Raw genomic sequence first — 18,913 nt, forward strand, 5'->3', positions numbered from 1 at the left:
GCTTCATTGTTTCGACCAAGGGCGCTTCAGGCGCCCTTTTTGCGGCCTGCTTCCCGGCCTTTGTTCACGTATTTGTGAGTGGTTCTGCTGATAGCTTTATCACTGCCGTCTTGCGCCTTGCCGCCATACAATCTCGTTCTTGGCGCGTTCTTGGCGTGCTCCTGCCACGCTCTTGCCGCGCTCTTGTCGCCATCTTGCCAGCATCCGGCACCATCCGGCCGCCACTCGGCCAGCATCCAGCCTCCGCCCTGCCACTGCCCCGCCACCATCCAACCTCCGCCCCGCTGGCAAAGGGGATGTGTCATCTTTGTTATCGACTTTTGTCAAAAAAGTGTGTCAGGATAGACCGCGTTTGCGCCCTGTGGCTTGGCCTTATTGAGGGCTGAGCGATGAGCGCAAACGGTGATAGACACAAGCAAGCTCACTAAAACAAGCACAGTAAAAAACACAATAACAAGCAGGCCAACGGCCCCCGGCATGCAGAAATGCACGGGTAAAATTATAAAAATTTCAGGATGTAACCATATGACCTCGCCCAATCAGCCCAGTCTGCTGGACGCACTTATTCCGGTGGCCGCGCTGGTCACCATGCTCGGCGCCGCCGTGTATCTGTTTTCCTCCGACAGCTCCTCAGGTGCCAACCAAATCGCCCTTATTCTCGCCGCCAGTATCGCCATGGTGATTGGCACCAAAAATGGCTTTGCCTGGAAAGACATAGAAGAAGGCATGGTCCGCAGTATCGGTGTGGCCACGCCGGCCATCCTCATTCTGTTTTCGGTCGGTTCGCTGATTGGCGCCTGGATCCTCTCAGGCACAGTGCCTGCCATGATTTACTACGGCATGCAGGTGTTAAGCCCAGATTATTTTTATGCCGCCAGCTGCCTTTTGTGCGCGTTGGTCGCCCTGTCTATCGGCAGCTCCTGGACAGTTGCAGGCACCCTCGGCATTGCCCTTATCGGCATAGCCCAGGCCATCGGCATGAATGTGGAAATCACTGCCGGTGCCATCATCAGCGGCGCCTATTTTGGCGATAAGATGTCGCCTATGTCGGACACCACCAATTTGGCCCCCGCGGTGGCCGGCACAGATATTTTCAGCCACATCAAACATATGATGTGGACGACCATGCCAAGCATCATTATCGCGCTGCTGATTTTTCTGTTTATTGGCTTATCGGCAGACACCAGCGGCGTCGATACCAATCTTGGCGCGACCCTGGCGCTGATTGACAGTGAATTCAATATTGGCCCCCATCTGCTGCTGCCGCTTTTGGTGGTGATTTACCTTGCCCACCGCAAAATGCCTGCCTTCCCGACCGTGATCCTGGGGACCCTTGCCGGGGTAGTTTGCGCGGCAGCATTTCAGTTTGATGGGGTAAGCAAGCTTGCCGATGATCCCAGCCTCGGTCAGCCGCTGGCGCTGATAAAGGGCCTGTGGATTGCCATGTTCAACGGCTATAGCGCCAACACCGGCGATGCCATGCTGGATAAGCTCTTAAGTCGCGGCGGCATGTCCGGCATGGTCAATACCGTGTGGCTGATTTTGTCGGCGATGGCCTTTGGTGGGGTGATGGAAGCAACCGGCCTGCTGAACCGGCTGCTGCAAAGCGTGCTGTCGCTGGTAAAAAGCTCATCGAGTCTGGTGATCACCACCTTAGGCTGCGCCATCGGTGCCAACGTCATCACCGCCGATCAGTTTATCGCCATCATTTTGCCGGGCAGGATGCTAAAACTTGAATACACCCGCCATAAGCTTGCGCCGGTAAACCTGTCGCGGGCACTGGAAGATTCGGCGACAGTCACCAGCCCACTGGTGCCCTGGAACACCTGCGGCGCCTTTATGGCAAGCACCCTTGGGGTCGCGACCCTCGCCTATCTGCCGTTTGCGTTTTTCAACTACATTTGCCCGCTGGTGAGCGCAGGCTACGCCTATTTCGAAATCAAGCTGCTGCCCCTTGAGGAGGAGCTGGACGGCGAGCCAGTAATGCAGTAACGCAGTAATGCAGCCCCGGCCGCAGGCAGCTTGTATAAAACGTCGCTGCGGTCACTCTTTTCAAGCCGCCTGCGGCGCTGATATAGTGTCGGCCATCAACCAAGGAGCTTATATGAAAGCCATCTATCTTGTTGCGGCCCTTGCCCTGCTTGGCGGCTGTGCCGATCTTAAGGATGCAGGCCGCACTGTCGGTCAAACCACCAAGGAAGTGACCCGCGACATAGGCCATGCCACCCGCGACGCCACCAAGGCCGTAGGTCACGCCACCCGCGATGCCACCAAGGCGGTGGGTCATGCCTCCCGCGATGCAGTCAACTCGGTAAAAGAAGAGCTGACCGAGGAAGGCAACGACTGATCAGGCGGCATAAATGCCCATGCCATGGGGCGCGGGCAAGCCTTTTTCATTAACGTGTACAAACACCATTTTTTCCACCGTCACCACCGGCAGCTGTGACAGCTTATTGCGAACCTTAGCCCGTACCGTAATAGAGCTTCGGCCCATGCTGATGATTTCAAAGCCAAACTCCAGTACATCACCACTGCGTGCAGGGGTGATAAAGTTAATTTCGGCAATCAGCTTGGTGACGTGACGTTCGCTTTTCATCTGACAGGCAGCAAAAATCGCCGCCTCTTCATCGAGCCAACTGAGCAGCTGGCCGCCAAACAGGGTGTTGGCGGGATTCAAATGTTCGGGTTTTACCAGACGGCGACTTAAGTATTTCATGGGGGTGTCCTCCTTGATGTACCCCCAAAGGATTGCAACCGTCAGGCCATGATTTCAATCGTTCAAAATCAATGCCTTGTGATTGTCACCCCGCAGAAATGCCGATTTACTGCACCATCTGGGCGCACCGGGCGGTCGAAAGGCACCACAAAGGTACAGCGCCCGGTTTAACAAGCGGCTCAGCACATTGCTTTAAGTGCGAGTAAAAGCACTCAGCACAGGGCTTTCAGGGCGAGGATAAAACGCTCGATATCGCTGCGGCTGATGTCCTTGTGGGTAACGAGACGCAGGTTTTTCGATGCCGACAACACAAAGCCCTGAGCCTTGAGTTCAGCGGCAATCGCATGAATGTCGATATGCTCGGCCACCCTGGCAAACACCATGTTGGTTTGTACCGACGCCAAATCCACATCAAATCCCTCTATTTGACTGAGCTCACGGGCAAGCAAAGCCGCGTTGTCATGGTCATCAGTCAGCCGCGAAACCTGCTCTTCAAGGGCGATAATTCCGGCCGCCGCCAATACACCGGCCTGACGCATACCGCCGCCCAGCATCTTGCGCCAGCGCCGCGCTCTCGCAATCAGCCTGTCATCCCCAAGCAGCAAAGAGCCAACAGGAGCGCAAAGCCCCTTGGATAAACACAAAGACAGCGAATCAAAGTGGCCGGCAATTTGCGCCATCGGCAGATTAAGCGCCACCGCCGCGTTGGCAAGCCGCGCGCCATCCAGATGCATTTTAAGGCCATGGTTAAAGGCAAGCGCCTGAGCGTCGGCAAGATAACTCATCGGCAGCACCTTGCCGCCAATGGTGTTTTCGAGGCTGAGTAGCTTGGTGCGGGCGTAATGAATGTCGTCGGGCTTAATCGCAGCGACTATATCCTCAAGGGCAATACTGCCGTCGGCCTGGTTGGTCAGCGGCTGGGGCTGAATACTGCCAAGCACTGCGGCGCCGCCCCCTTCAAAGCGATAATTGTGGGCCTGCTGGCCGCAGATATACTCGTCTCCACGCTCGCAGTGGCTCATCAGCGCCAGCAGATTGGCCTGGGTACCGGAGCTGGTAAAAAGCGCAGCATCAAAACCGAGCATCTCGGCCGCCATGGCCTCGAGGCGGTTTACCGTCGGGTCATCACCATACACATCGTCACCCACCTCAGCCCGTGACATAGCAAGGCGCATCGCCTCGGTCGGCTGGGTAACGGTATCACTTCTGAAATCGACCAACATCTGTTTCCCCTGAAGATGGCTGTATCAAGTAACGGATTATCCGAATTTTTGTATCCAAAGGCCAGCAAGGGCTGCAAAGCCTTAAAAGCCCGTATACAACAATCGCGTTACAGATTAGCTTAACTAATCTGAGTTTACAGTTTAACTCGGTTGAAAATGCCTGTGCATAGTGCAAAATCCCCGCTTTACTCCCCAAACTGCGGCTTATGGAACAGACAGAATTTATTATGATTTTATGGCTGGTGGGCGTGCTTGCCGAAGCCATGACCGGTGCCCTCGCCGCCGGGCGTAAACAGATGGACCTGTTTGGGGTGGTGATCATTGGGCTGGTTACCGCCATAGGTGGCGGCACCTTAAGGGACATGCTGCTTGGCAACTACCCGCTGGTGTGGATTGAAAACTGGCACTATTTGCTCGCCATCGCCGGCGCATCACTGCTGACTGTGCTGATTGCGCCGCTGATGCGCTATTTGAGTCGTCTCTTTTTGGCGATAGACGCGCTCGGGCTGGCGGTATTTTCGATTATCGGCGCCCAGAAAACTCTGATGCTGGGCTACAGCCCTGTGGTCGCCATTGCCATGGGCGTGGTCACCGGCGTGTTTGGCGGCATTTTGCGGGACATACTGTGCAACGAAATTCCGCTGATTTTCCGGCGCGAGTTTTACGCGCTGGCGTCGCTGCTCACCGCCGCTTTATATGTGCTGCTCGCGATGAGTGGCTTTGGCGGCTGGCCAAGTTTGCTTGGCTGCCTGTTTTTGGGCTTTGGTCTTAGGATGTGTGCCATCCGCTACCGCTGGTCGATGCCAACCTTCAACTACCAGAGTGAGCATCCACACTGATAAAAAAACGCCGGCAGTCCGGCGTTTTTTATTGCTAAGCGCAGCTTGGTTGCCGCACAGCTAGGTTGCAGAAGCTTTATTCAGCGCTCGACTGCGCCGCGATTTCCTGCAGTGCTTTCAGCGCCGCATCGTAGTTTGGATGCTCGCTCACCTCGGCTACCAGTTCGCTGTATTTCAGCGTGCCTTCGGCATCGATAATAAAGATACTGCGGGCGAGCAGGCCTTTATCTTCAATCAGCAGGCCATACTCATCGGCAAAATTGCGCCAAACCGCATCTGACAATACCTGAATGTTTTCAACCCCTTCTGCCTTGCAAAAGCGCTTTTGGGCGAACGGCAGATCGGTACTGATGGTCAGCATCACCACGTTGTGCGCATCAAACTTGCCCACTTCGTCGTTAAAGCGCTTGGTCTGCAGCGCGCACACGCCGGTATCCAGGCTCGGCACAGCGCTGATAAGCACGGTTTTGCCTTTGAAATCACTGAGCGCCACCGGCGTAAAAGAATCATCCACCACCCGAAAGCCGGGGGCCATTTCACCCACAGCAGGCAAGCTTCCTGACAGGGCAACCGGGTTGCCGCCCATGGTCACAGTGGCGCGCTCGTTGGCGGCAACAGAGCCAATCATGGCCATCATCAATACAGGCAAAAGTTTTTTAAGCATGGTGTCCTCCCTAAAATCTGCCCCGAGTGTGTCAAAACTCACCGCAATTAACCAGCCCCTGAAATACAAAAGGCCGGCAATTGCCGACCTTTTGCTTAATCTGCGGTTTAGTTGGCCGCAGGCAGTTCTTTTACATGAATATCCATCTGCGGATACGGGATGTTGATGCCGTTGGCGTCGAGGGCATTTTTGATTTGCTCGACCAGCTCAAACTTGGCGCTCCAGTAGTCGCCGCCCTTAACCCATGGGCGAACCACAAAGTCGATGGAAGATGCACCGAGCTCGTTCAGGGCCACGGTATAGGCAGGGTCCTTCAGCACGAACTTGCTGTTATCCAGAATGTCGCAAAGTACTTTTTTGGTCTTGGCGATGTCGGCATCGTAAGACACACCAATCACCAGATCCAGACGACGGGTGTCCATGGCTGAGTAGTTCACTATGGTGCCGTTCATGATGGACGAGTTGGGGGCGATGATCACCTTGTTGTCCGGGGTGCGCAGCTTGGTGGAGAAAATGGTGATTTCATCCACGGTACCGGCAATGCCGGCCGCTTCAATGTAGTCACCCACGCGGCAAGGACGGAACAGCACCATCAGCACGCCGGCGGCGAAGTTGGACAAAGAGCCCTGCAGCGCCAGACCCACAGCCAGACCGGCGGCACCGATTACGGCCACCAGCGACGCGGTTTGTACCCCAATCTGCCCCAGGGTGGCAATGATGGTGAACACAAAGACGATGGCCCAGGCAAGGTTGGCCACGAAGGAGGTCACTGTCGGATCAACCTTACGGGCAGACATCAGCTTAACCGTGACTTTTTTCACCACGTTGGAGATGTACTTACCAATCATGAAAATCAGGATGGCGAAAATCACCTTCATCCCGTAGGTCATGAGCAGCTCTGGTGCCTGATCGATCAATGTTTGGATATGTTCCATAAAAATACTCCCTTAAAAAGTAAAAACACCTTGTTATTCAATATGTATCAAAATCTCTACCCGCCGATTTTGCTGCCGGCCTATGGGGGTTTCGTTGGAGGCGACCGGCTCGGATGCGCCGAATGACTCAAGCAGGATCCGCTGGCGTTCAATGCCAAAATCACCGCTGAGCACGGCGGCCACGTTTTCGGCCCGCTCGCGGGACAAGTGCCAGTTGGCTTCACTGGTGCCTATGATGTCCGTATGGCCACGCAGGACAATAGTCACCATTTGCCCCTTGAGCTGCTCAGCAACACGCGCCAGCAGCGCTGAGCTCTCCATGGACACATAAGCCGAGGCAAATTCAAAATACACTTTAGGTACTTCGGCGCCGCTGCAATCCGCCGGATACGGCGTTTGTTGGTCAGTCAGCATGCAAAGCGCTGTCGCCGACCCGGCCTGTGCTGAATGGCTGCCTGAATCACTGCTGGCAGCCTCAGCGGCGCAGCCGTTGGCGCTTACCGCTATACCCACCGGAGTTGCCGGACAGGCATCCTTGAAGTCGGGAACACCATCGCCGTCCTCATCGGAATTTGCCACTGCAGGCAGGGCAAAGAGACAGCACAAAAGCAGAGCGGCAGAGTGCCATGCACGCATAGTGAAATCCCAAGATGTGTGAACCTTGCGCCAAGCCGGGCTAAGGGTTGGTCGACTGACCAAACTTCAGCATAGTCAAAAGACTGCGCTGTGGCATGGTCAAAAGACCCGGCGACAGCAAAGTTAACCGACACGGCTGTGGCATGAATGAAAGACAGGGCCAAACCCTGCTTGGGGATATTTTACTGCTTAATTCACAAAGAAAAAGCACTTTGTACGCCCAATAAAATTGAGCCAGCATTGAATACTGAAAATTCAGCCATTTGACTGACAATACGCTACGACGGGTTAACTCAATGCGGAAGCGGACTGAAGCCCTGCCTGTTGCCACCAGGCATGCCAGTCACCAAGGCGGCAACGGGCAGGATCGCTGTCGGCAGCCTGTGCCCGCATTCCTGCGAGCAATCTGGCAAGCAACTCACGATCTTCTTCGTCATCCGAATCAAACAACGGCGCATAAAAGCTGCGGCGCTGCTCAAGGTTTAACTGGGTATCAAAACCACGGCGAATCCCGGCAAGACACAGGGCTCTGGCTTTGTAGCGGTGGCGCTCTATGGGGCCAAGCCCCAGCGCTGACGGGATGTGAGTGTAGAGCAAAATCAGCCCAAGCACTCCGGGCGGGCTTTGCTGCCAGTGTTCAAGCTCTCCTGCCTGCGCTTGACTAAGTAAAGCCTGCCAGAGCTCACGCACCTCGCTCGTGATAAACCCGCTTGTGACCTGCCCGCCTGCAAGGTCAATAGTGTTAGCCTGTTCTGACCATGAGCGTAAAAAGGCCTGCATCGGGTGCTCCGCACTGTGGATTTATGAGGATTACTGGACTGAAGGTGGTTAAAGGCTTAAAGCACGAAAACCACCTTGTAAGCTTATCAGCCCAGTGGCTCGGCAGATGCTCGACCTTGGTCTAACGGGCGCGCTCATGTGCTTTGCAGCCCTGAGCTTAAGTTAAACGAATCCCGAGCTTACCCAGCCCCAAGCTTGAACTTGAACGCTGAATGCTGAATGCTGAATGCTGAATGCTGAATTTTTAGAGGCGAAGCGGCTGCACATCCGCAAATAACTTAATGTATCAAAACAAAAAAGCGGCCTTGGGCCGCTTTTGTTATCACCTGATGTCCGGCGTTATTTTACGTCCGGCTTAGGTGGATAGTTCATCATCACGCTGCTGATGGCTTCGCGCACTTTGGCCTCACGCTCCTGCGGGGTGTTTTTGTCACGGATGGTGTCGGCCACCGAGCCGCGCCACACCAGGCGACCAGACTTGTTGTCCACCAGATCCACAATCAGGGTGCCCACTTCATATTCGCGCACTGTGGTCTGGGTTTGCATCTGACCGCCCCAGCCCCAACCCGGGCCCCAGTATGGGTTGTAGCCATAGTTGGTGTTGAAGGTGTCGACATTGATTTTTTTATCTACCTTGGTCAGGTAGTTAACCAACATATCGGCACTGCCGGTTTCGGATTTGGTAAAACCTTTTTGGTTCAGCTCAGCTTCAATGGCGTCGCGCACGCGCTGATCCATCAAACCGTCCAGATGGTAGCCTGTTTCATCGTTTTTCTTTTCTACCCAGGCGTAGGTTTTGTATTGGGTAAAGCTTGCAGCCGGGTCAAAATCCCAGTTGGTAGACATACTTGAGCACGCGCTCAATGCCAGCACCGCGGCGGCAATAATTAACTTTTTCATCGATACGTTCCCCTGATTGCTCACTGTCGTCTATGACAGCTGCTCCTTTAATTGGTTTCAGCTTAACTGCCAATTCTGTGACTAACAACTGAAAAATCTCATCATTTAGCACCACATCTTGACCAGCACAATCATTTTAATAATAATCATTATCAATTAATCAAGGCAAGGGAGTTTGCTGTATGTACTGGTTTATTGCCGCCATTGTGATTGCATCTGCGGTGTTTATGTTTGCGCCGGCCTCCCCCAAGGTCACGGCTGAGGTGAGTACCAAAAACACCACTGCCAGCCCGGCGCTGCTGTTAGTGGCGCTGGCCGTCACCATCTGGCTGTTGGCAACGCAGATAACCGCAGACAAACTGCTGCCGGCGTCGCTGACACTGGCCATGCTTGCCACCACAGCGACTTTGTCACTCACAACGCTTCGCCGCTTTATGCTGCCCACCGCAGCGCTGACCGCACTGCTGCTAGTCCTTAATCTGCTGCAGATGTTTTTCCGCTTTTAGCGCTATCGGTTACCAACTACCACTGGCGCTACGACGACTCAAGGCCACCTGCGGGTGGCTTTTTGTCGTTGTCATACAAGCCAAAGCGCGCCCTACTCTGGTAGACTGCAAAGAGATAAACCCATAAAAAGCAAAATCCGAAGCAGAGTCCAAGATGAGAATCGATCCGAACGTGTTACTGGTCTACAGCACAGACAAGGGCAGAATCGATGAGCCCAAAGCCGAAGCCGAAGTGCCCAAAGGGGATGGCATAGTGCGCATCCACCGCGACAGCAAAGGCCGCAAGGGCAAGGGTGTGAGTATTATCAGCGGCCTTGGGCTGGACAGCGCCGCGCTGAAAGAGCTGGCGCAAAAGCTTAAAAAGCAGTGCGGCTGCGGCGGCACTGTCAAAGATTTCGATATCGAAGTGCAAACCGACAATCGGGAACAACTTAAATCCTTACTTGAAAAGCAAGGATTTACGGTAAAACTCGCCGGAGGATAATCATGCCGATGGACAGCCTGAAAAACCATTTCCTGATTGCCATGCCAAGCCTTAACGATGGCTTTTTTGACCGCTCAGTCATTTATCTGTGCGAGCATGATGCCAAAGGCGCCATGGGCATTATCATCAACCGCCCGGTCGGTATGACCATTGAAGAGCTGCTGACCCAGCTGGATATGTTGCCGGAGGAAGGGGTACTGCTTGGCAAAACCGCCGAGCAGGTATTGGTGGGCGGACCGGTCAATCCCGAGCGCGGCTTTGTGCTGCACACGGCCCAGGAAGGCTGGGCCAACTCGAGCAAACTCACCGATGAGCTGATGCTGACCACCTCCCGCGACATTCTCTCATCCCTTGGCACCCACAAGGCGCCGAAGGATTTTGTGGTGGCCCTTGGCTACGCGGGCTGGAGCGCCGGTCAACTGGAGCAGGAGCTTGCCGACAACAGCTGGCTTACTATTCCGGCCACCGACGACATTCTGTTTGATTTACCCCACGAAGAGCGCTGGCTCAGAGCCAGTAAAAACTTAGGCTTTGAACTGTGGCAAATCTCCAGCCAGACAGGGCATGCCTGATGAGTACCGTACTTGGATTTGACTTTGGCACCAAGAGCATAGGTGTTGCAGTAGGCCAGTCCATCACCGGCAGTGCCAACCCGCTGACGTCCATCAAGGCGGTCGATGGCATCCCCAACTGGGATGACATAGGTAAGCTTATCAATGAATGGAAACCAGATTTGCTGGTCGTCGGCCTACCGCTCAATATGGACGGCACCGAGCAGGAAATGACCCAGCGCGCGCGCAAGTTCGGCAATCGCCTTAATGGCCGCTTCGGCATCAAGATTGCGACGGTTGATGAGCGCCTGACCACGGCTGACGCCAAGGCGCGGCTGTTTGAACTTGGCGGCTTCAAGGCGCTGACCAAGGGCCAGGTTGATGCGGTATCTGCGGTGTTGATTGTCGAAAGTTACTTTGAAAATCAATACAGTGCTTAACGTTTAAGCCTAAACGGTGCTTAAGATTAAGTTATCAATGACGCATAAAAAACGCCGCAACAGCGGCGTTTTTACTTTTATCACAGCGCCTTTGGCAGCATGGCTTCGATTGCGGCGCGAAGCTCGGCGCTGTCCGGCGTTACCCGTGAACTGAACGACTCCACCTTTTCGCCGTCAGCAGAAACCAGGTACTTGTAAAAATTCCACTTGGGTGAGCCTGCCTTGTCGCCAAGGTACGCAAACACAGGATTGACATCACCGCCACGCACCGCAGAGGTTGCGAGCATGGTAAAGGTCACGCCGTAGTTGAGGTAACACACCTTGGCGGTGTCTTTCTCATCATTTTCTTCCTGAAAGAAGTCATCGGACGGAAAGCCCACCAGCACCAGACCACGAGGGCCAAACTCCTGATTGAGCTGCTCTAACGCCTTGAACTGCGGCGTAAAACCACAGTTACTGGCGGTGTTCACAAACAGCACGGTTTTGCCGGCGGCAATATCACACAGGTTTACCGACTCGCTCGAATGCAGCTTTCGAAATTCGTGGTTAAGGTAAGCCGGGCAAGTGCCGCTGGCAGCTTTTGAACCTGCATCAGCAGCGGCATCAGACGCAGAATCAGCAGCCGTCGCGTCAGCGGCAAAGGCGGACGGCACTCCAAATCCAAAGGCAAAAGCGGCAACAACAGCGGATGACAGTATCAGGCGGCGCATGCTAACTCCCAAAATCGAATGCAATAAATGGCGAACGCAACAGCATCTTTAACAAAATTACGGCGACGCCAGCGAGGCGGATCAAAAAACCAGGCCCGGGCCTGGTTTTTTATCGTTTGACGCCAATCAGTCCATATCGAGGGTCACGCCCTCAAGGAAGCCTGAGCCACCATTGTCGGAGCCGGCAAGCTTAATCATCAGGCGCAAATCGTTTGGCGAGTCGGCGTGATGCAGCGCGTCGGCGTAACTGATTTCCCCTTCCTGATACAGCTTGAACAGCGCCTGGTCGAAGGTCTGCATCCCCTGCTCGTTCGACTTGGCCATGGTGTCTTTAAGCAGATGCAGCTCGTTTTTCTGAATAATGCTCGACACCCTCGGGGTGTTAATCAGAATTTCAATCGCCGCACGGCGCCCCGTGCCATCAACCTTAGGCACCAGTTGCTGCGCCACAATGCCGCGCAGGTTAAGCGACAGGTCAAACAGCAGTTGCTGGTGTTTGCTCTCGGGCACCAGGTGCATGATACGGTCGAGTGCCTGGTTGGCGTTGTTGGCGTGCAGGGTCGCCATACACAGGTGACCGGTTTCGGCGAACGACAAGGCGAACTCCATGGTTTCCTGACTGCGGATCTCACCGATAAGGATCACGTCCGGCGCCTGGCGCAGCGAACTTTTCAGCGCCGCATCAAAGGATTCGGTATCTATACCCACTTCGCGCTGGGTAATGATGCTCTTGCGGTGATCGTGCACAAATTCCACCGGATCTTCGATGGTCAGAATGTGGCCACGGGCATGGCCATTACGGTAACCCACCATAGCCGCAAGCGACGTTGACTTACCTGTACCTGTACCGCCCACCATGATGATAAGACCGCGCTTACTCATCACCAGATCTTTAAGCACCGCAGGCAGTTTCAGATCTTCCATTTCCGGAATACGGGTTTCGATACGGCGCATCACGCAGCCGGGTGACTCACGCTGCCAGAAAGCGCTGACCCGGAAACGGCCCAAGTCTTTGGCGGCAAATGCAAAGTTACACTCGCGGCTTTCGTGGAATTCTTTTTTCTGGGCATCGCTCATCAGCGACTCAACAAAGTCGAGCGCCTGAGCCGGATTGAACGGGTTTTCCGCCAATGGGCGCAGCTCACCGTCAATTTTGGCGCTGGGCGGAAAGCCTGCGGTGATAAAGAGATCCGAGGCTTTACGCTCGACCATCACCTTCAAAAAGGGACGAACATCCATCATCAATCCTTAAAAAGTAGCCTGCTTGTTGGAGCTCTTGGACATGGCATCTTCGCGGGTGATCAGGCCACGGTTGACCAGATTCGCCAGACACTGCTCAAGGGTTTGCATGCCGTGGGCCATACCGGTTTGGATAGCCGAGTACATCTGCGCCACCTTGTCTTCACGGATAAGGTTACGGATTGCCGGCGTACCCATCATGATTTCGTGGGCCGCCACCCGGCCGCCGCCAATCTTCTTGATAAGGGTTTGCGAAATAACCGCCTGCAGCGACTCTGACAACATGGTACGCACCATGTCCTTTTCACCGGCGGGGAATACGTCAACCACACGGTCGATGGTCTTGGCCGCCGAGGTGGTGTGCAGGGTGCCAAACACCAGGTGACCGGTTTCGGCTGCAGTCATGGCCAAACGAATGGTTTCAAGGTCACGCATCTCACCCACCAGAATCACGTCCGGGTCTTCACGCAGTGCGCTTCGAAGCGCCGCGTTAAAGCTGTGGGTGTGGCGGTGCACTTCCCGCTGGTTAATCAGACACTGTTTGTTGGGGTGCACAAATTCAATCGGGTCCTCAATGGTGAGGATGTGGTCGTGGCGGTTTTCGTTGATATAGTCAATCATCGCCGCCAGGGTGGTACTCTTACCTGAGCCGGTTGGTCCGGTCACCAGCACCAGACCACGGGGGAAGCTTGCGATTTTCTTGAAGATTTCAGGCGCGCCAAGCTGCTCAAGCGACAGAATTTGGCTGGGAATGGTACGGAACACCGCACCGGCGCCACGGGACTGGTTAAAGGCGTTCACACGGAAACGGGCAAGGTTTGGCACTTCAAAGGAAAAGTCGATTTCCAGGTGCTCTTCGTAGTCTTTGCGCTGCTTGTCATTCATAATGTCGTACACCAATGAGTGCACGCCGGCATGGTCAAGCGCAGGCAGGTTGATTTTACGCACCTCGCCATCAACACGGATCATCGGCGGTACCCCTGCTGAGAGGTGTAGATCCGAAGCCTTATGTTTTACACTAAACGCCAGTAACTCTGTGATTTCCATGGTATGGGATATCCATTCAACCGATTGATTACATGATGACAACAATAGCAGACAGACTGGCTCTCGCCCAGCAGCGGATTGCCCAAGCGGCGCAAAAATCTTCAAGAAACCCATCAGAAATCAAATTAGTGGCCGTGAGTAAAACCAAGCCCGACGCCGACATCGCCGCGGCCTATTTGGCCGGTCAACGCAGCTTTGGTGAAAACTACGTTCAGGAAGGCGTTTTGAAGGCAGAAGCGCTGAAAACATCCTGCCCGGACATCGAGTGGCACTTCATCGGGCCACTGCAATCCAATAAAAGCCGTATGGTCGCCGAGCATTTCGACTGGATGCATACCTTAGGCAGCGACAAACTTGCCCGCAGGCTTGCATCCCAGCGCCCGGCCGGAATGGCGCCGCTCATGGTGCTTATTCAGGTCAATATCAGCGAGGAAGACAGCAAGTCAGGCGTCGAGCCTGCTGCCATCGCATCCCTTGCCGACAGCATCTGCGCCCTGCCAACCCTGGCCCTGCGCGGCCTGATGGCGATTCCGGCGGCAACCGACGATGAAGTGCGCGCACGCAGTGAGCTTGCGGCCATGAAAAGCCTGTTTGAAGCGCTAAAGCAAAGCCACGGCGAACGAGCTCAAATCGATACCCTGTCCATGGGCATGAGCGGCGATCTGGAGCTTGCCATCGACGAAGGCTCCACTCTGGTGCGAATTGGCAGCGCCATTTTTGGCGAGCGTGACTACAGTCACGGCTGACGAGCACTACAGCCACGCCTGAAGCGCATGAATTACATCAGCATCAAGGGGCGACTTTTAGGCTAAGCCATTGTCTTTACAACGCCAAGCCCCCATATTTATTGTGCTCGGGCGAGTTCCTGAGCCAGCCAAGACCTTCGAGGCCCTCACATGCAACAAAAGAAGATTTGTTTTATCGGTGCCGGCAACATGAGCCGCGCCATCATCGCCGGACTGGTAAAAAGCGGCTACGACGCGACGCTTATTACAGCCACTAACCCAAGCGCTAGCAAACTCGATGCCCTCGCCGCTGATTTTGGCATCAATACATCCCACGACAACCTTGCCAGCGCTGAGAGCGCCGAGGTGATAGTGCTCGCGGTCAAACCGCAGCTGATGCAGGGCGTGTGCGAAAGCTTAAGAGGCGCAGCCAAAGGCAAACTGCTTATCACCATAGCCGCAGGCATTCCGGCGCGCCGCTATCAGGACTACTTTGCCGAGCCGGTCAAACTTATCCGCACCATGCCAAACACCCCAATGCAGCTTGGGTTAGGCATGACCGGGCTGTATGCCAGCGCTGACATCGACGCCGAAGATAAAGCCTTTGCCGGTTCGCTGATGCAGGCCTGCGGTGATATTGTATGGGTTGAGGACGAAGCGGGGATTGATAAGGTCATCGCCCTGGCAGGCAGCTCACCGGCGTACTTTTTCCTGTTTATCGAAGCCATGATAGAGGCCGGTGTCAAACTCGGGCTGCCCGAAGCCGATGCCCGCACCCTGGCGCAGCAGGCTGCGATTGGCGCGGCCGCCATGGTGAAAGAAAACCCACAGCTGCCACTTGCCACCCTTAGGGCCAATGTCACCTCCAAGGGCGGCACCACGGCCGAAGCCATAGCCACCTTTGAAGCGGGCGGGCTTCGTACCCTGGTGGACGATGCGATGAATAATTGCATCAAACGGGCACAGGAAATGGCGGGCAGCTTTTAATGCGGCACGGCGTAAGGCGAGCCGTTTTTAACCTGTGGCGCAGCGGCGCCATCAAGTGTTTACAATTGATTTTTCAGGGATTCTTCAAGCGCTATCTTTTTGAGTAGCTAAGGGCAAACTTCATGAATGCAATGGTTTTTTTAGTTAACACCCTGTTTGACCTCTATCTGATGGTGGTGATTCTGCGCATTTGGCTGCAGTTGGTGCGGGCCGATTTTTACAATCCCTTCAGCCAGTTTATCGTTAAGGCCACCCATCCGATTGTCGGCCCGCTGCGCCGGGTACTGCCTCCCATAGGCAAACTCGACAGCGCCTCGCTGCTCCTGGCAGTGTTGGTGGTGGTTGCCAAAATGCTGGTGCTGAGTCTTATTGCCGGCGCCGGAATCGATATCGCCACCATCATTGGCTACTCGGTGGTGGCCGTGATTAAAAATGCCGGCGTGCTCTTTTTCTGGATGCTGCTTATCCGCGCCATCCTGAGCTGGTTCAATCAGGGCTATAACCCCTTTATCATGGTGATTGGTCAGCTTACTGAGCCTGTGCTTGCGCCGGTGCGCCGCATCCTCCCTCCTATCGGCGGTTTGGATCTGTCGGTGCTGTTGGTGTTTATCGCACTTAATTTTATCAACATGCTGCTGGCGCAGTACGTGCCCTTCTGGGCCTTTATCTGATGTCCGCCATCAGATACGACAATGACGATGTGCTGCTGGCCCTGTATGTTCAACCCAAGGCCAGCCGCGATGATTTGATGGGGCTGCATGGCGATGAGCTCAAACTCGCCATCACAGCCCCGCCGGTGGACGGCAAAGCCAATGCCCATATCTGTAAACTGCTGGCCAAGCGGTTTAAGGTTGCCAAGGGCAATGTGGTAATAGAGCGTGGCGAACTTGGCCGCCACAAACTGGTGCGGATCTGCGGCCCGGTCACAGTACCTGAGGATTTTGCCGCGTTTTTGTAAGCGCGCCGACACAGACAAACCGGCAAGGGATCTTTACCGGTTTATACTTAAGCAAGACTTCCAATTCAGGAGGAAACCAAGATGTTGCGTCAACTTTGTGCCGTGCTGCTGCTCGGAGCAAGCCTTTGCGGTATTGCCAATGCAGAGCAAAAAGAACAGGTCGGTCAGTTCGACATTCACTATATGGCGCTGCCAAGCACCTTTTTAACGCCGGAAGTCGCCAAAACCTACGGGATTGAGCGCTCAAGCTACACGGGGCTGGTGAACATCGCCGTGCTCGACACCGCCGAAGCCGGAAGCCCCGCCGTACCGGTGGAAATCAGCGGTATTGCCAATAACCTGATTGATGCCCGCGTTGAGCTTAAATTTCAGGAGATCCGCGAAGGCTCGGCCATCTACTATATCGCCGAGCTTCCGGTCAGAAACGATGAGGAAATCAACTTCCAAATCGCCATAAAAAGTGGCAGCAAGTTAAATACAACGCTGAAATTCAAACAGAAATTCTACGTCGACTGAGCTTAAACCACTCAGCAAAAGCCTGCCGTCGCAGGCTTTGTTTTTTCTGTTATTTGACGGGGGGCTTGGGTATCATTGCCGCCACTCCAACGCGGCGCCCGAAAGGCAGCCCAAGGCCAAAGAGATTGTTAAGGTGGCTTCTATGAAAAAAATCGTCCTTGCCAGTGGCAACAAGGGAAAACTTAAAGAATTCAACGAAATGTTTGCATCATTCAACCTTGAGGTTGTGGCGCAGAGCGAGTTCTCGGTTCCCGAAGTCGAAGAAACCGGCACCACCTTCGTTGAAAATGCCATTATCAAGGCCCGCCACGCTGCCGCCATCACAGGGCTGCCGGCCATCGCCGACGATTCAGGCCTTGAAGTCGACATTCTCGAGGGCGCGCCGGGGATCTATTCGGCCCGCTACGCAGGTGTCGGCGCCAAAGACACAGACAACTGGCAAAAGCTGCTGGCAGCCCTCGATGGCAAAACTGAGCGCAGCGCCCGTTTCCAGTGCGTGCTGGTGTATATGCGCCATGCCAAAGACCCAACCCCTGTGATTGCGCAGGCGTCGTGGGAAGGCCAAATCGGCGTTGAAGCCAAAGGCGACAATGGCCACGGCTACGACCCGATTTTTATCGCCGAAGGCGGCGAGCTGACCGCAGCCGAAATGAGCTCAGAGGCCAAAAATGCCGTCAGTCACCGCGGCAAGGCGCTTGAGCTCTTGCTTGAAGCCTTCAAAGCCAAGGGCATTATCTGATTAAGCCTATGAGCCACACCGAAACCAAAGGCGCCCTGGCGCTGCCGCCCCTTAGTCTGTACATCCATATTCCCTGGTGTGTGCAAAAGTGCCCCTATTGCGATTTCAACTCCCACGGCAAGCAGGGCGAGCTGCCGCAGGAGGAGTATGTCGATAATCTGCTTACCGATCTTGATGCTGATCTTGGCTACGTTCAGGGCCGCAAACTGCACAGCATCTTTATCGGCGGCGGCACCCCGTCGCTGTTTGATGCCGCCGCCATTGGCCGCATTCTTGACGGCGTAAAGGCGCGCATCCCCTTTTGCGACAATATCGAAATCACCATGGAGGCCAACCCAGGCACCCTGGAGCACGATGATTTTGCCGCCTACCGCAAGGCCGGTGTGACCCGCTTATCCGTTGGGGTGCAAAGCTTCTCCAAAGACAAGCTGAACCTGCTTGGCCGCATCCACGGCAAAGATGAAGCCACCCGCGCCGCGACGCTTGCAAGCGCCGCCGGCTATCAAAGCTTTAACCTCGATTTGATGCACGGGCTGCCAAACCAGTCATTCGATGAGGCCATGGCCGATATCGACACAGCGGCCGCGCTCAATCCGCCGCACCTGTCCTGGTATCAGCTCACCATAGAGCCAAATACCCTGTTTCATTCACGGCCGCCACAGCTTCCGGACGATGAAGACCTGTGGCACATCTACCAAGAGGGGCAGAAAAAACTCGCCGCCCTTGGCTATGAGCAATACGAGATTTCGGCCTATGCCAAACCGGGCTTTCAGTGCCGCCATAACCTCAATTACTGGCAGTTTGGCGACTACCTTGGCATCGGCTGCGGCGCCCACGGCAAGCTCACAATCCCGGATGAAGACCGCATAGTGCGCACGGTCAAAATCAAGCACCCCAAGGGCTATATCGGCGCGCTGAGCCACCTGTCGGAGCGTACCGAGGTGGCACGTGAAGACCGCGCGCTTGAATACCTGATGAACCGCCTGCGGCTGATGACGCCTATCCCCAAGGCCGAGTTTGAAGCGCGCACCGGGCTTAATGCCTCATCCCTTGATGAAGGCATGCAAAGCGCCAGCGCACGGGGGCTGATTGAGGAAAGCGAGCAGCACTGGACCTTAACTCCCAAAGGGCACATGTTCGTTAACGATCTGCTGTCGCAGTTTATTTAATCCAGCTTGTTTACCTTAAAGTTTTACCCAGCGGCTCTACCGAGCTAAGAATGTCGCCCGTAACGCATTAGTTACGGGCGCACTGTGAAGTGGCCCACATCGAAACATTTTCTAACACTAATCTCTGAAATTTGGCGGCGGCTTCTTTA

The 18,913-nt window shown here is 54.8% G+C and carries 25 protein-coding genes; 14 read left to right on the forward strand and 11 right to left on the reverse strand.

What is annotated here, in order from left to right:
* Positions 1-26: 26 nt before the first annotated feature.
* Positions 27-236, reverse strand: coding sequence for a hypothetical protein (locus KJI95_RS01855; RefSeq protein WP_214505467.1), 210 nt, complete (start codon positions 234-236; stop codon positions 27-29).
* Between the two features lie 289 nt (positions 237-525).
* Here KJI95_RS01855 and nhaC point away from each other — a divergent pair, with 289 nt between their 5' ends.
* Together nhaC and KJI95_RS01865 are read left to right on the forward strand one after the other, a co-directional pair.
* Positions 526-1,992, forward strand: coding sequence for a Na+/H+ antiporter NhaC (gene nhaC / locus KJI95_RS01860; RefSeq protein WP_214505468.1), 1,467 nt, complete (start codon positions 526-528; stop codon positions 1,990-1,992).
* A gap of 112 nt (positions 1,993-2,104) precedes the next feature.
* On the forward strand, positions 2,105-2,347 hold the full coding sequence (locus KJI95_RS01865; RefSeq protein ID WP_214505469.1) for a hypothetical protein: 243 nt from the start codon (positions 2,105-2,107) through the stop codon (positions 2,345-2,347).
* Here the strand turns inward: KJI95_RS01865 and KJI95_RS01870 are convergent, their stop codons facing one another.
* Both KJI95_RS01870 and ltaE read right to left on the reverse strand, forming a co-directional pair.
* Positions 2,348-2,716, reverse strand: coding sequence for an acyl-CoA thioesterase (locus KJI95_RS01870; RefSeq protein WP_214505470.1), 369 nt, complete (start codon positions 2,714-2,716; stop codon positions 2,348-2,350).
* Between the two features lie 212 nt (positions 2,717-2,928).
* Positions 2,929-3,936, reverse strand: a complete 1,008-nt coding sequence (gene ltaE / locus KJI95_RS01875) for a low-specificity L-threonine aldolase (protein WP_214506163.1) — start codon at positions 3,934-3,936, stop codon at positions 2,929-2,931.
* A gap of 209 nt (positions 3,937-4,145) precedes the next feature.
* Here ltaE and KJI95_RS01880 point away from each other — a divergent pair, with 209 nt between their 5' ends.
* Positions 4,146-4,778, forward strand: a complete 633-nt coding sequence (locus KJI95_RS01880) for a trimeric intracellular cation channel family protein (RefSeq protein WP_214505471.1) — start codon at positions 4,146-4,148, stop codon at positions 4,776-4,778.
* A gap of 76 nt (positions 4,779-4,854) precedes the next feature.
* Here KJI95_RS01880 and tpx read toward each other — a convergent pair whose 3' ends face one another.
* The 5 genes from tpx to KJI95_RS01905 form a co-directional block, all read right to left on the reverse strand.
* Positions 4,855-5,442 carry a thiol peroxidase gene (gene tpx, locus KJI95_RS01885; RefSeq protein ID WP_214505472.1) on the reverse strand — a complete coding sequence of 196 codons (588 nt, stop codon included), beginning with the start codon at positions 5,440-5,442 and terminating at the stop codon, positions 4,855-4,857.
* A 107-nt stretch (positions 5,443-5,549) separates the two neighbouring features.
* A complete protein-coding gene (locus tag KJI95_RS01890; RefSeq protein ID WP_214505473.1) occupies positions 5,550-6,377 on the reverse strand; it encodes a mechanosensitive ion channel domain-containing protein in 828 nt (275 codons plus the stop codon).
* A gap of 33 nt (positions 6,378-6,410) precedes the next feature.
* Positions 6,411-7,013 (reverse strand): OmpA family protein, encoded by a 603-nt coding sequence (locus tag KJI95_RS01895; protein WP_214505474.1) that lies wholly within the window; start codon positions 7,011-7,013, stop codon positions 6,411-6,413.
* Positions 7,014-7,301: 288 nt separating this feature from the next.
* Positions 7,302-7,703, reverse strand: a complete 402-nt coding sequence (locus tag KJI95_RS01900; protein WP_214505475.1) for a DUF924 family protein — start codon at positions 7,701-7,703, stop codon at positions 7,302-7,304.
* Between the two features lie 429 nt (positions 7,704-8,132).
* Positions 8,133-8,693 carry a DUF4136 domain-containing protein gene (locus KJI95_RS01905; RefSeq protein WP_214505476.1) on the reverse strand — a complete coding sequence of 187 codons (561 nt, stop codon included), beginning with the start codon at positions 8,691-8,693 and terminating at the stop codon, positions 8,133-8,135.
* A 182-nt stretch (positions 8,694-8,875) separates the two neighbouring features.
* Here KJI95_RS01905 and KJI95_RS01910 point away from each other — a divergent pair, with 182 nt between their 5' ends.
* From KJI95_RS01910 to ruvX, 4 genes are all read left to right on the forward strand, one after another.
* Positions 8,876-9,199 (forward strand): hypothetical protein, encoded by a 324-nt coding sequence (locus tag KJI95_RS01910; RefSeq protein WP_214505477.1) that lies wholly within the window; start codon positions 8,876-8,878, stop codon positions 9,197-9,199.
* Positions 9,200-9,353: 154 nt separating this feature from the next.
* Positions 9,354-9,683, forward strand: coding sequence for a stress response translation initiation inhibitor YciH (gene yciH / locus KJI95_RS01915; RefSeq protein WP_214505478.1), 330 nt, complete (start codon positions 9,354-9,356; stop codon positions 9,681-9,683).
* 8 nt (positions 9,684-9,691) lie between these two features.
* Positions 9,692-10,255, forward strand: a complete 564-nt coding sequence (locus KJI95_RS01920; RefSeq protein ID WP_214506164.1) for a YqgE/AlgH family protein — start codon at positions 9,692-9,694, stop codon at positions 10,253-10,255.
* Positions 10,255-10,674 carry a Holliday junction resolvase RuvX gene (ruvX, locus tag KJI95_RS01925; RefSeq protein WP_214505479.1) on the forward strand — a complete coding sequence of 140 codons (420 nt, stop codon included), beginning with the start codon at positions 10,255-10,257 and terminating at the stop codon, positions 10,672-10,674. The genes KJI95_RS01920 and ruvX overlap by 1 nt, the downstream gene beginning before the upstream one ends.
* An 80-nt stretch (positions 10,675-10,754) precedes the next feature.
* On the opposite strand, the gene KJI95_RS01930 is transcribed toward ruvX, so the two are convergent.
* The 3 genes from KJI95_RS01930 to KJI95_RS01940 all read right to left on the reverse strand — a co-directional run bounded on the left by KJI95_RS01930 (position 10,755) and on the right by KJI95_RS01940 (position 13,670).
* Complete coding sequence (locus tag KJI95_RS01930; protein WP_214505480.1) at positions 10,755-11,384, reverse strand: glutathione peroxidase; 630 nt, start codon at positions 11,382-11,384, stop codon at positions 10,755-10,757.
* A gap of 126 nt (positions 11,385-11,510) precedes the next feature.
* A complete protein-coding gene (locus KJI95_RS01935; RefSeq protein ID WP_214505481.1) occupies positions 11,511-12,623 on the reverse strand; it encodes a PilT/PilU family type 4a pilus ATPase in 1,113 nt (370 codons plus the stop codon).
* Between the two features lie 9 nt (positions 12,624-12,632).
* Positions 12,633-13,670 (reverse strand): type IV pilus twitching motility protein PilT, encoded by a 1,038-nt coding sequence (locus KJI95_RS01940; protein ID WP_214505482.1) that lies wholly within the window; start codon positions 13,668-13,670, stop codon positions 12,633-12,635.
* 35 nt (positions 13,671-13,705) lie between these two features.
* On the opposite strand from KJI95_RS01940, the gene KJI95_RS01945 reads away from it, so the two are divergent.
* The 7 genes from KJI95_RS01945 (at position 13,706) to hemW (ending at position 18,764) form a co-directional block, all read left to right on the forward strand.
* Positions 13,706-14,416, forward strand: coding sequence for a YggS family pyridoxal phosphate-dependent enzyme (locus KJI95_RS01945; protein ID WP_214505483.1), 711 nt, complete (start codon positions 13,706-13,708; stop codon positions 14,414-14,416).
* Between the two features lie 150 nt (positions 14,417-14,566).
* Entirely contained in the window at positions 14,567-15,382 is an 816-nt protein-coding gene (gene proC, locus KJI95_RS01950) for a pyrroline-5-carboxylate reductase (RefSeq protein ID WP_214505484.1), read from the forward strand.
* A gap of 122 nt (positions 15,383-15,504) precedes the next feature.
* The gene (locus tag KJI95_RS01955) at positions 15,505-16,053 is read left to right on the forward strand and encodes a YggT family protein (RefSeq protein ID WP_214505485.1); all 549 of its coding nucleotides are present in this window, start codon (positions 15,505-15,507) and stop codon (positions 16,051-16,053) included.
* On the forward strand, positions 16,053-16,340 hold the full coding sequence (yggU, locus tag KJI95_RS01960) for a DUF167 family protein YggU (RefSeq protein WP_214505486.1): 288 nt from the start codon (positions 16,053-16,055) through the stop codon (positions 16,338-16,340). The genes KJI95_RS01955 and yggU overlap by 1 nt, the downstream gene beginning before the upstream one ends.
* Before the next feature lie 81 nt (positions 16,341-16,421).
* Positions 16,422-16,856, forward strand: a complete 435-nt coding sequence (locus KJI95_RS01965) for a DUF4426 domain-containing protein (protein WP_214505487.1) — start codon at positions 16,422-16,424, stop codon at positions 16,854-16,856.
* 142 nt (positions 16,857-16,998) lie between these two features.
* Positions 16,999-17,595 carry an RdgB/HAM1 family non-canonical purine NTP pyrophosphatase gene (gene rdgB / locus KJI95_RS01970; protein WP_214505488.1) on the forward strand — a complete coding sequence of 199 codons (597 nt, stop codon included), beginning with the start codon at positions 16,999-17,001 and terminating at the stop codon, positions 17,593-17,595.
* 8 nt (positions 17,596-17,603) lie between these two features.
* A complete protein-coding gene (gene hemW, locus KJI95_RS01975; RefSeq protein ID WP_214505489.1) occupies positions 17,604-18,764 on the forward strand; it encodes a radical SAM family heme chaperone HemW in 1,161 nt (386 codons plus the stop codon).
* Positions 18,765-18,913: the final 149 nt, after the last annotated feature.

This window comes from Shewanella jiangmenensis (assembly GCF_018596335.1).
Taxonomy (GTDB): Bacteria; Pseudomonadota; Gammaproteobacteria; order Enterobacterales; family Shewanellaceae; genus Shewanella; species Shewanella jiangmenensis.

Bases quoted from the DNA above. Each gene is read 5' to 3' on its own strand.
- KJI95_RS01855 (WP_214505467.1), bottom strand. From the start codon at position 236: ATGCTGGCCGAGTGGCGGCCGGATGGTGCCGGATGCTGGCAAGATGGC.
- nhaC (WP_214505468.1), top strand. From the start codon at position 526: ATGACCTCGCCCAATCAGCCCAGTCTGCTGGACGCACTTATTCCGGTG.
- KJI95_RS01865 (WP_214505469.1), top strand. From the start codon at position 2,105: ATGAAAGCCATCTATCTTGTTGCGGCCCTTGCCCTGCTTGGCGGCTGT.
- KJI95_RS01870 (WP_214505470.1), bottom strand. From the start codon at position 2,716: ATGAAATACTTAAGTCGCCGTCTGGTAAAACCCGAACATTTGAATCCC.
- KJI95_RS01880 (WP_214505471.1), top strand. From the start codon at position 4,146: ATGGAACAGACAGAATTTATTATGATTTTATGGCTGGTGGGCGTGCTT.
- tpx (WP_214505472.1), bottom strand. From the start codon at position 5,442: ATGCTTAAAAAACTTTTGCCTGTATTGATGATGGCCATGATTGGCTCT.
- KJI95_RS01890 (WP_214505473.1), bottom strand. From the start codon at position 6,377: ATGGAACATATCCAAACATTGATCGATCAGGCACCAGAGCTGCTCATG.
- KJI95_RS01895 (WP_214505474.1), bottom strand. From the start codon at position 7,013: ATGCGTGCATGGCACTCTGCCGCTCTGCTTTTGTGCTGTCTCTTTGCC.
- KJI95_RS01905 (WP_214505476.1), bottom strand. From the start codon at position 8,693: ATGAAAAAGTTAATTATTGCCGCCGCGGTGCTGGCATTGAGCGCGTGC.
- KJI95_RS01910 (WP_214505477.1), top strand. From the start codon at position 8,876: ATGTACTGGTTTATTGCCGCCATTGTGATTGCATCTGCGGTGTTTATG.
- yciH (WP_214505478.1), top strand. From the start codon at position 9,354: ATGAGAATCGATCCGAACGTGTTACTGGTCTACAGCACAGACAAGGGC.
- KJI95_RS01920 (WP_214506164.1), top strand. From the start codon at position 9,692: ATGGACAGCCTGAAAAACCATTTCCTGATTGCCATGCCAAGCCTTAAC.
- ruvX (WP_214505479.1), top strand. From the start codon at position 10,255: ATGAGTACCGTACTTGGATTTGACTTTGGCACCAAGAGCATAGGTGTT.
- KJI95_RS01930 (WP_214505480.1), bottom strand. From the start codon at position 11,384: ATGCGCCGCCTGATACTGTCATCCGCTGTTGTTGCCGCTTTTGCCTTT.
- KJI95_RS01935 (WP_214505481.1), bottom strand. From the start codon at position 12,623: ATGGATGTTCGTCCCTTTTTGAAGGTGATGGTCGAGCGTAAAGCCTCG.
- KJI95_RS01940 (WP_214505482.1), bottom strand. From the start codon at position 13,670: ATGGAAATCACAGAGTTACTGGCGTTTAGTGTAAAACATAAGGCTTCG.
- KJI95_RS01945 (WP_214505483.1), top strand. From the start codon at position 13,706: ATGACAACAATAGCAGACAGACTGGCTCTCGCCCAGCAGCGGATTGCC.
- proC (WP_214505484.1), top strand. From the start codon at position 14,567: ATGCAACAAAAGAAGATTTGTTTTATCGGTGCCGGCAACATGAGCCGC.
- KJI95_RS01955 (WP_214505485.1), top strand. From the start codon at position 15,505: ATGAATGCAATGGTTTTTTTAGTTAACACCCTGTTTGACCTCTATCTG.
- yggU (WP_214505486.1), top strand. From the start codon at position 16,053: ATGTCCGCCATCAGATACGACAATGACGATGTGCTGCTGGCCCTGTAT.
- KJI95_RS01965 (WP_214505487.1), top strand. From the start codon at position 16,422: ATGTTGCGTCAACTTTGTGCCGTGCTGCTGCTCGGAGCAAGCCTTTGC.
- rdgB (WP_214505488.1), top strand. From the start codon at position 16,999: ATGAAAAAAATCGTCCTTGCCAGTGGCAACAAGGGAAAACTTAAAGAA.
- hemW (WP_214505489.1), top strand. From the start codon at position 17,604: ATGAGCCACACCGAAACCAAAGGCGCCCTGGCGCTGCCGCCCCTTAGT.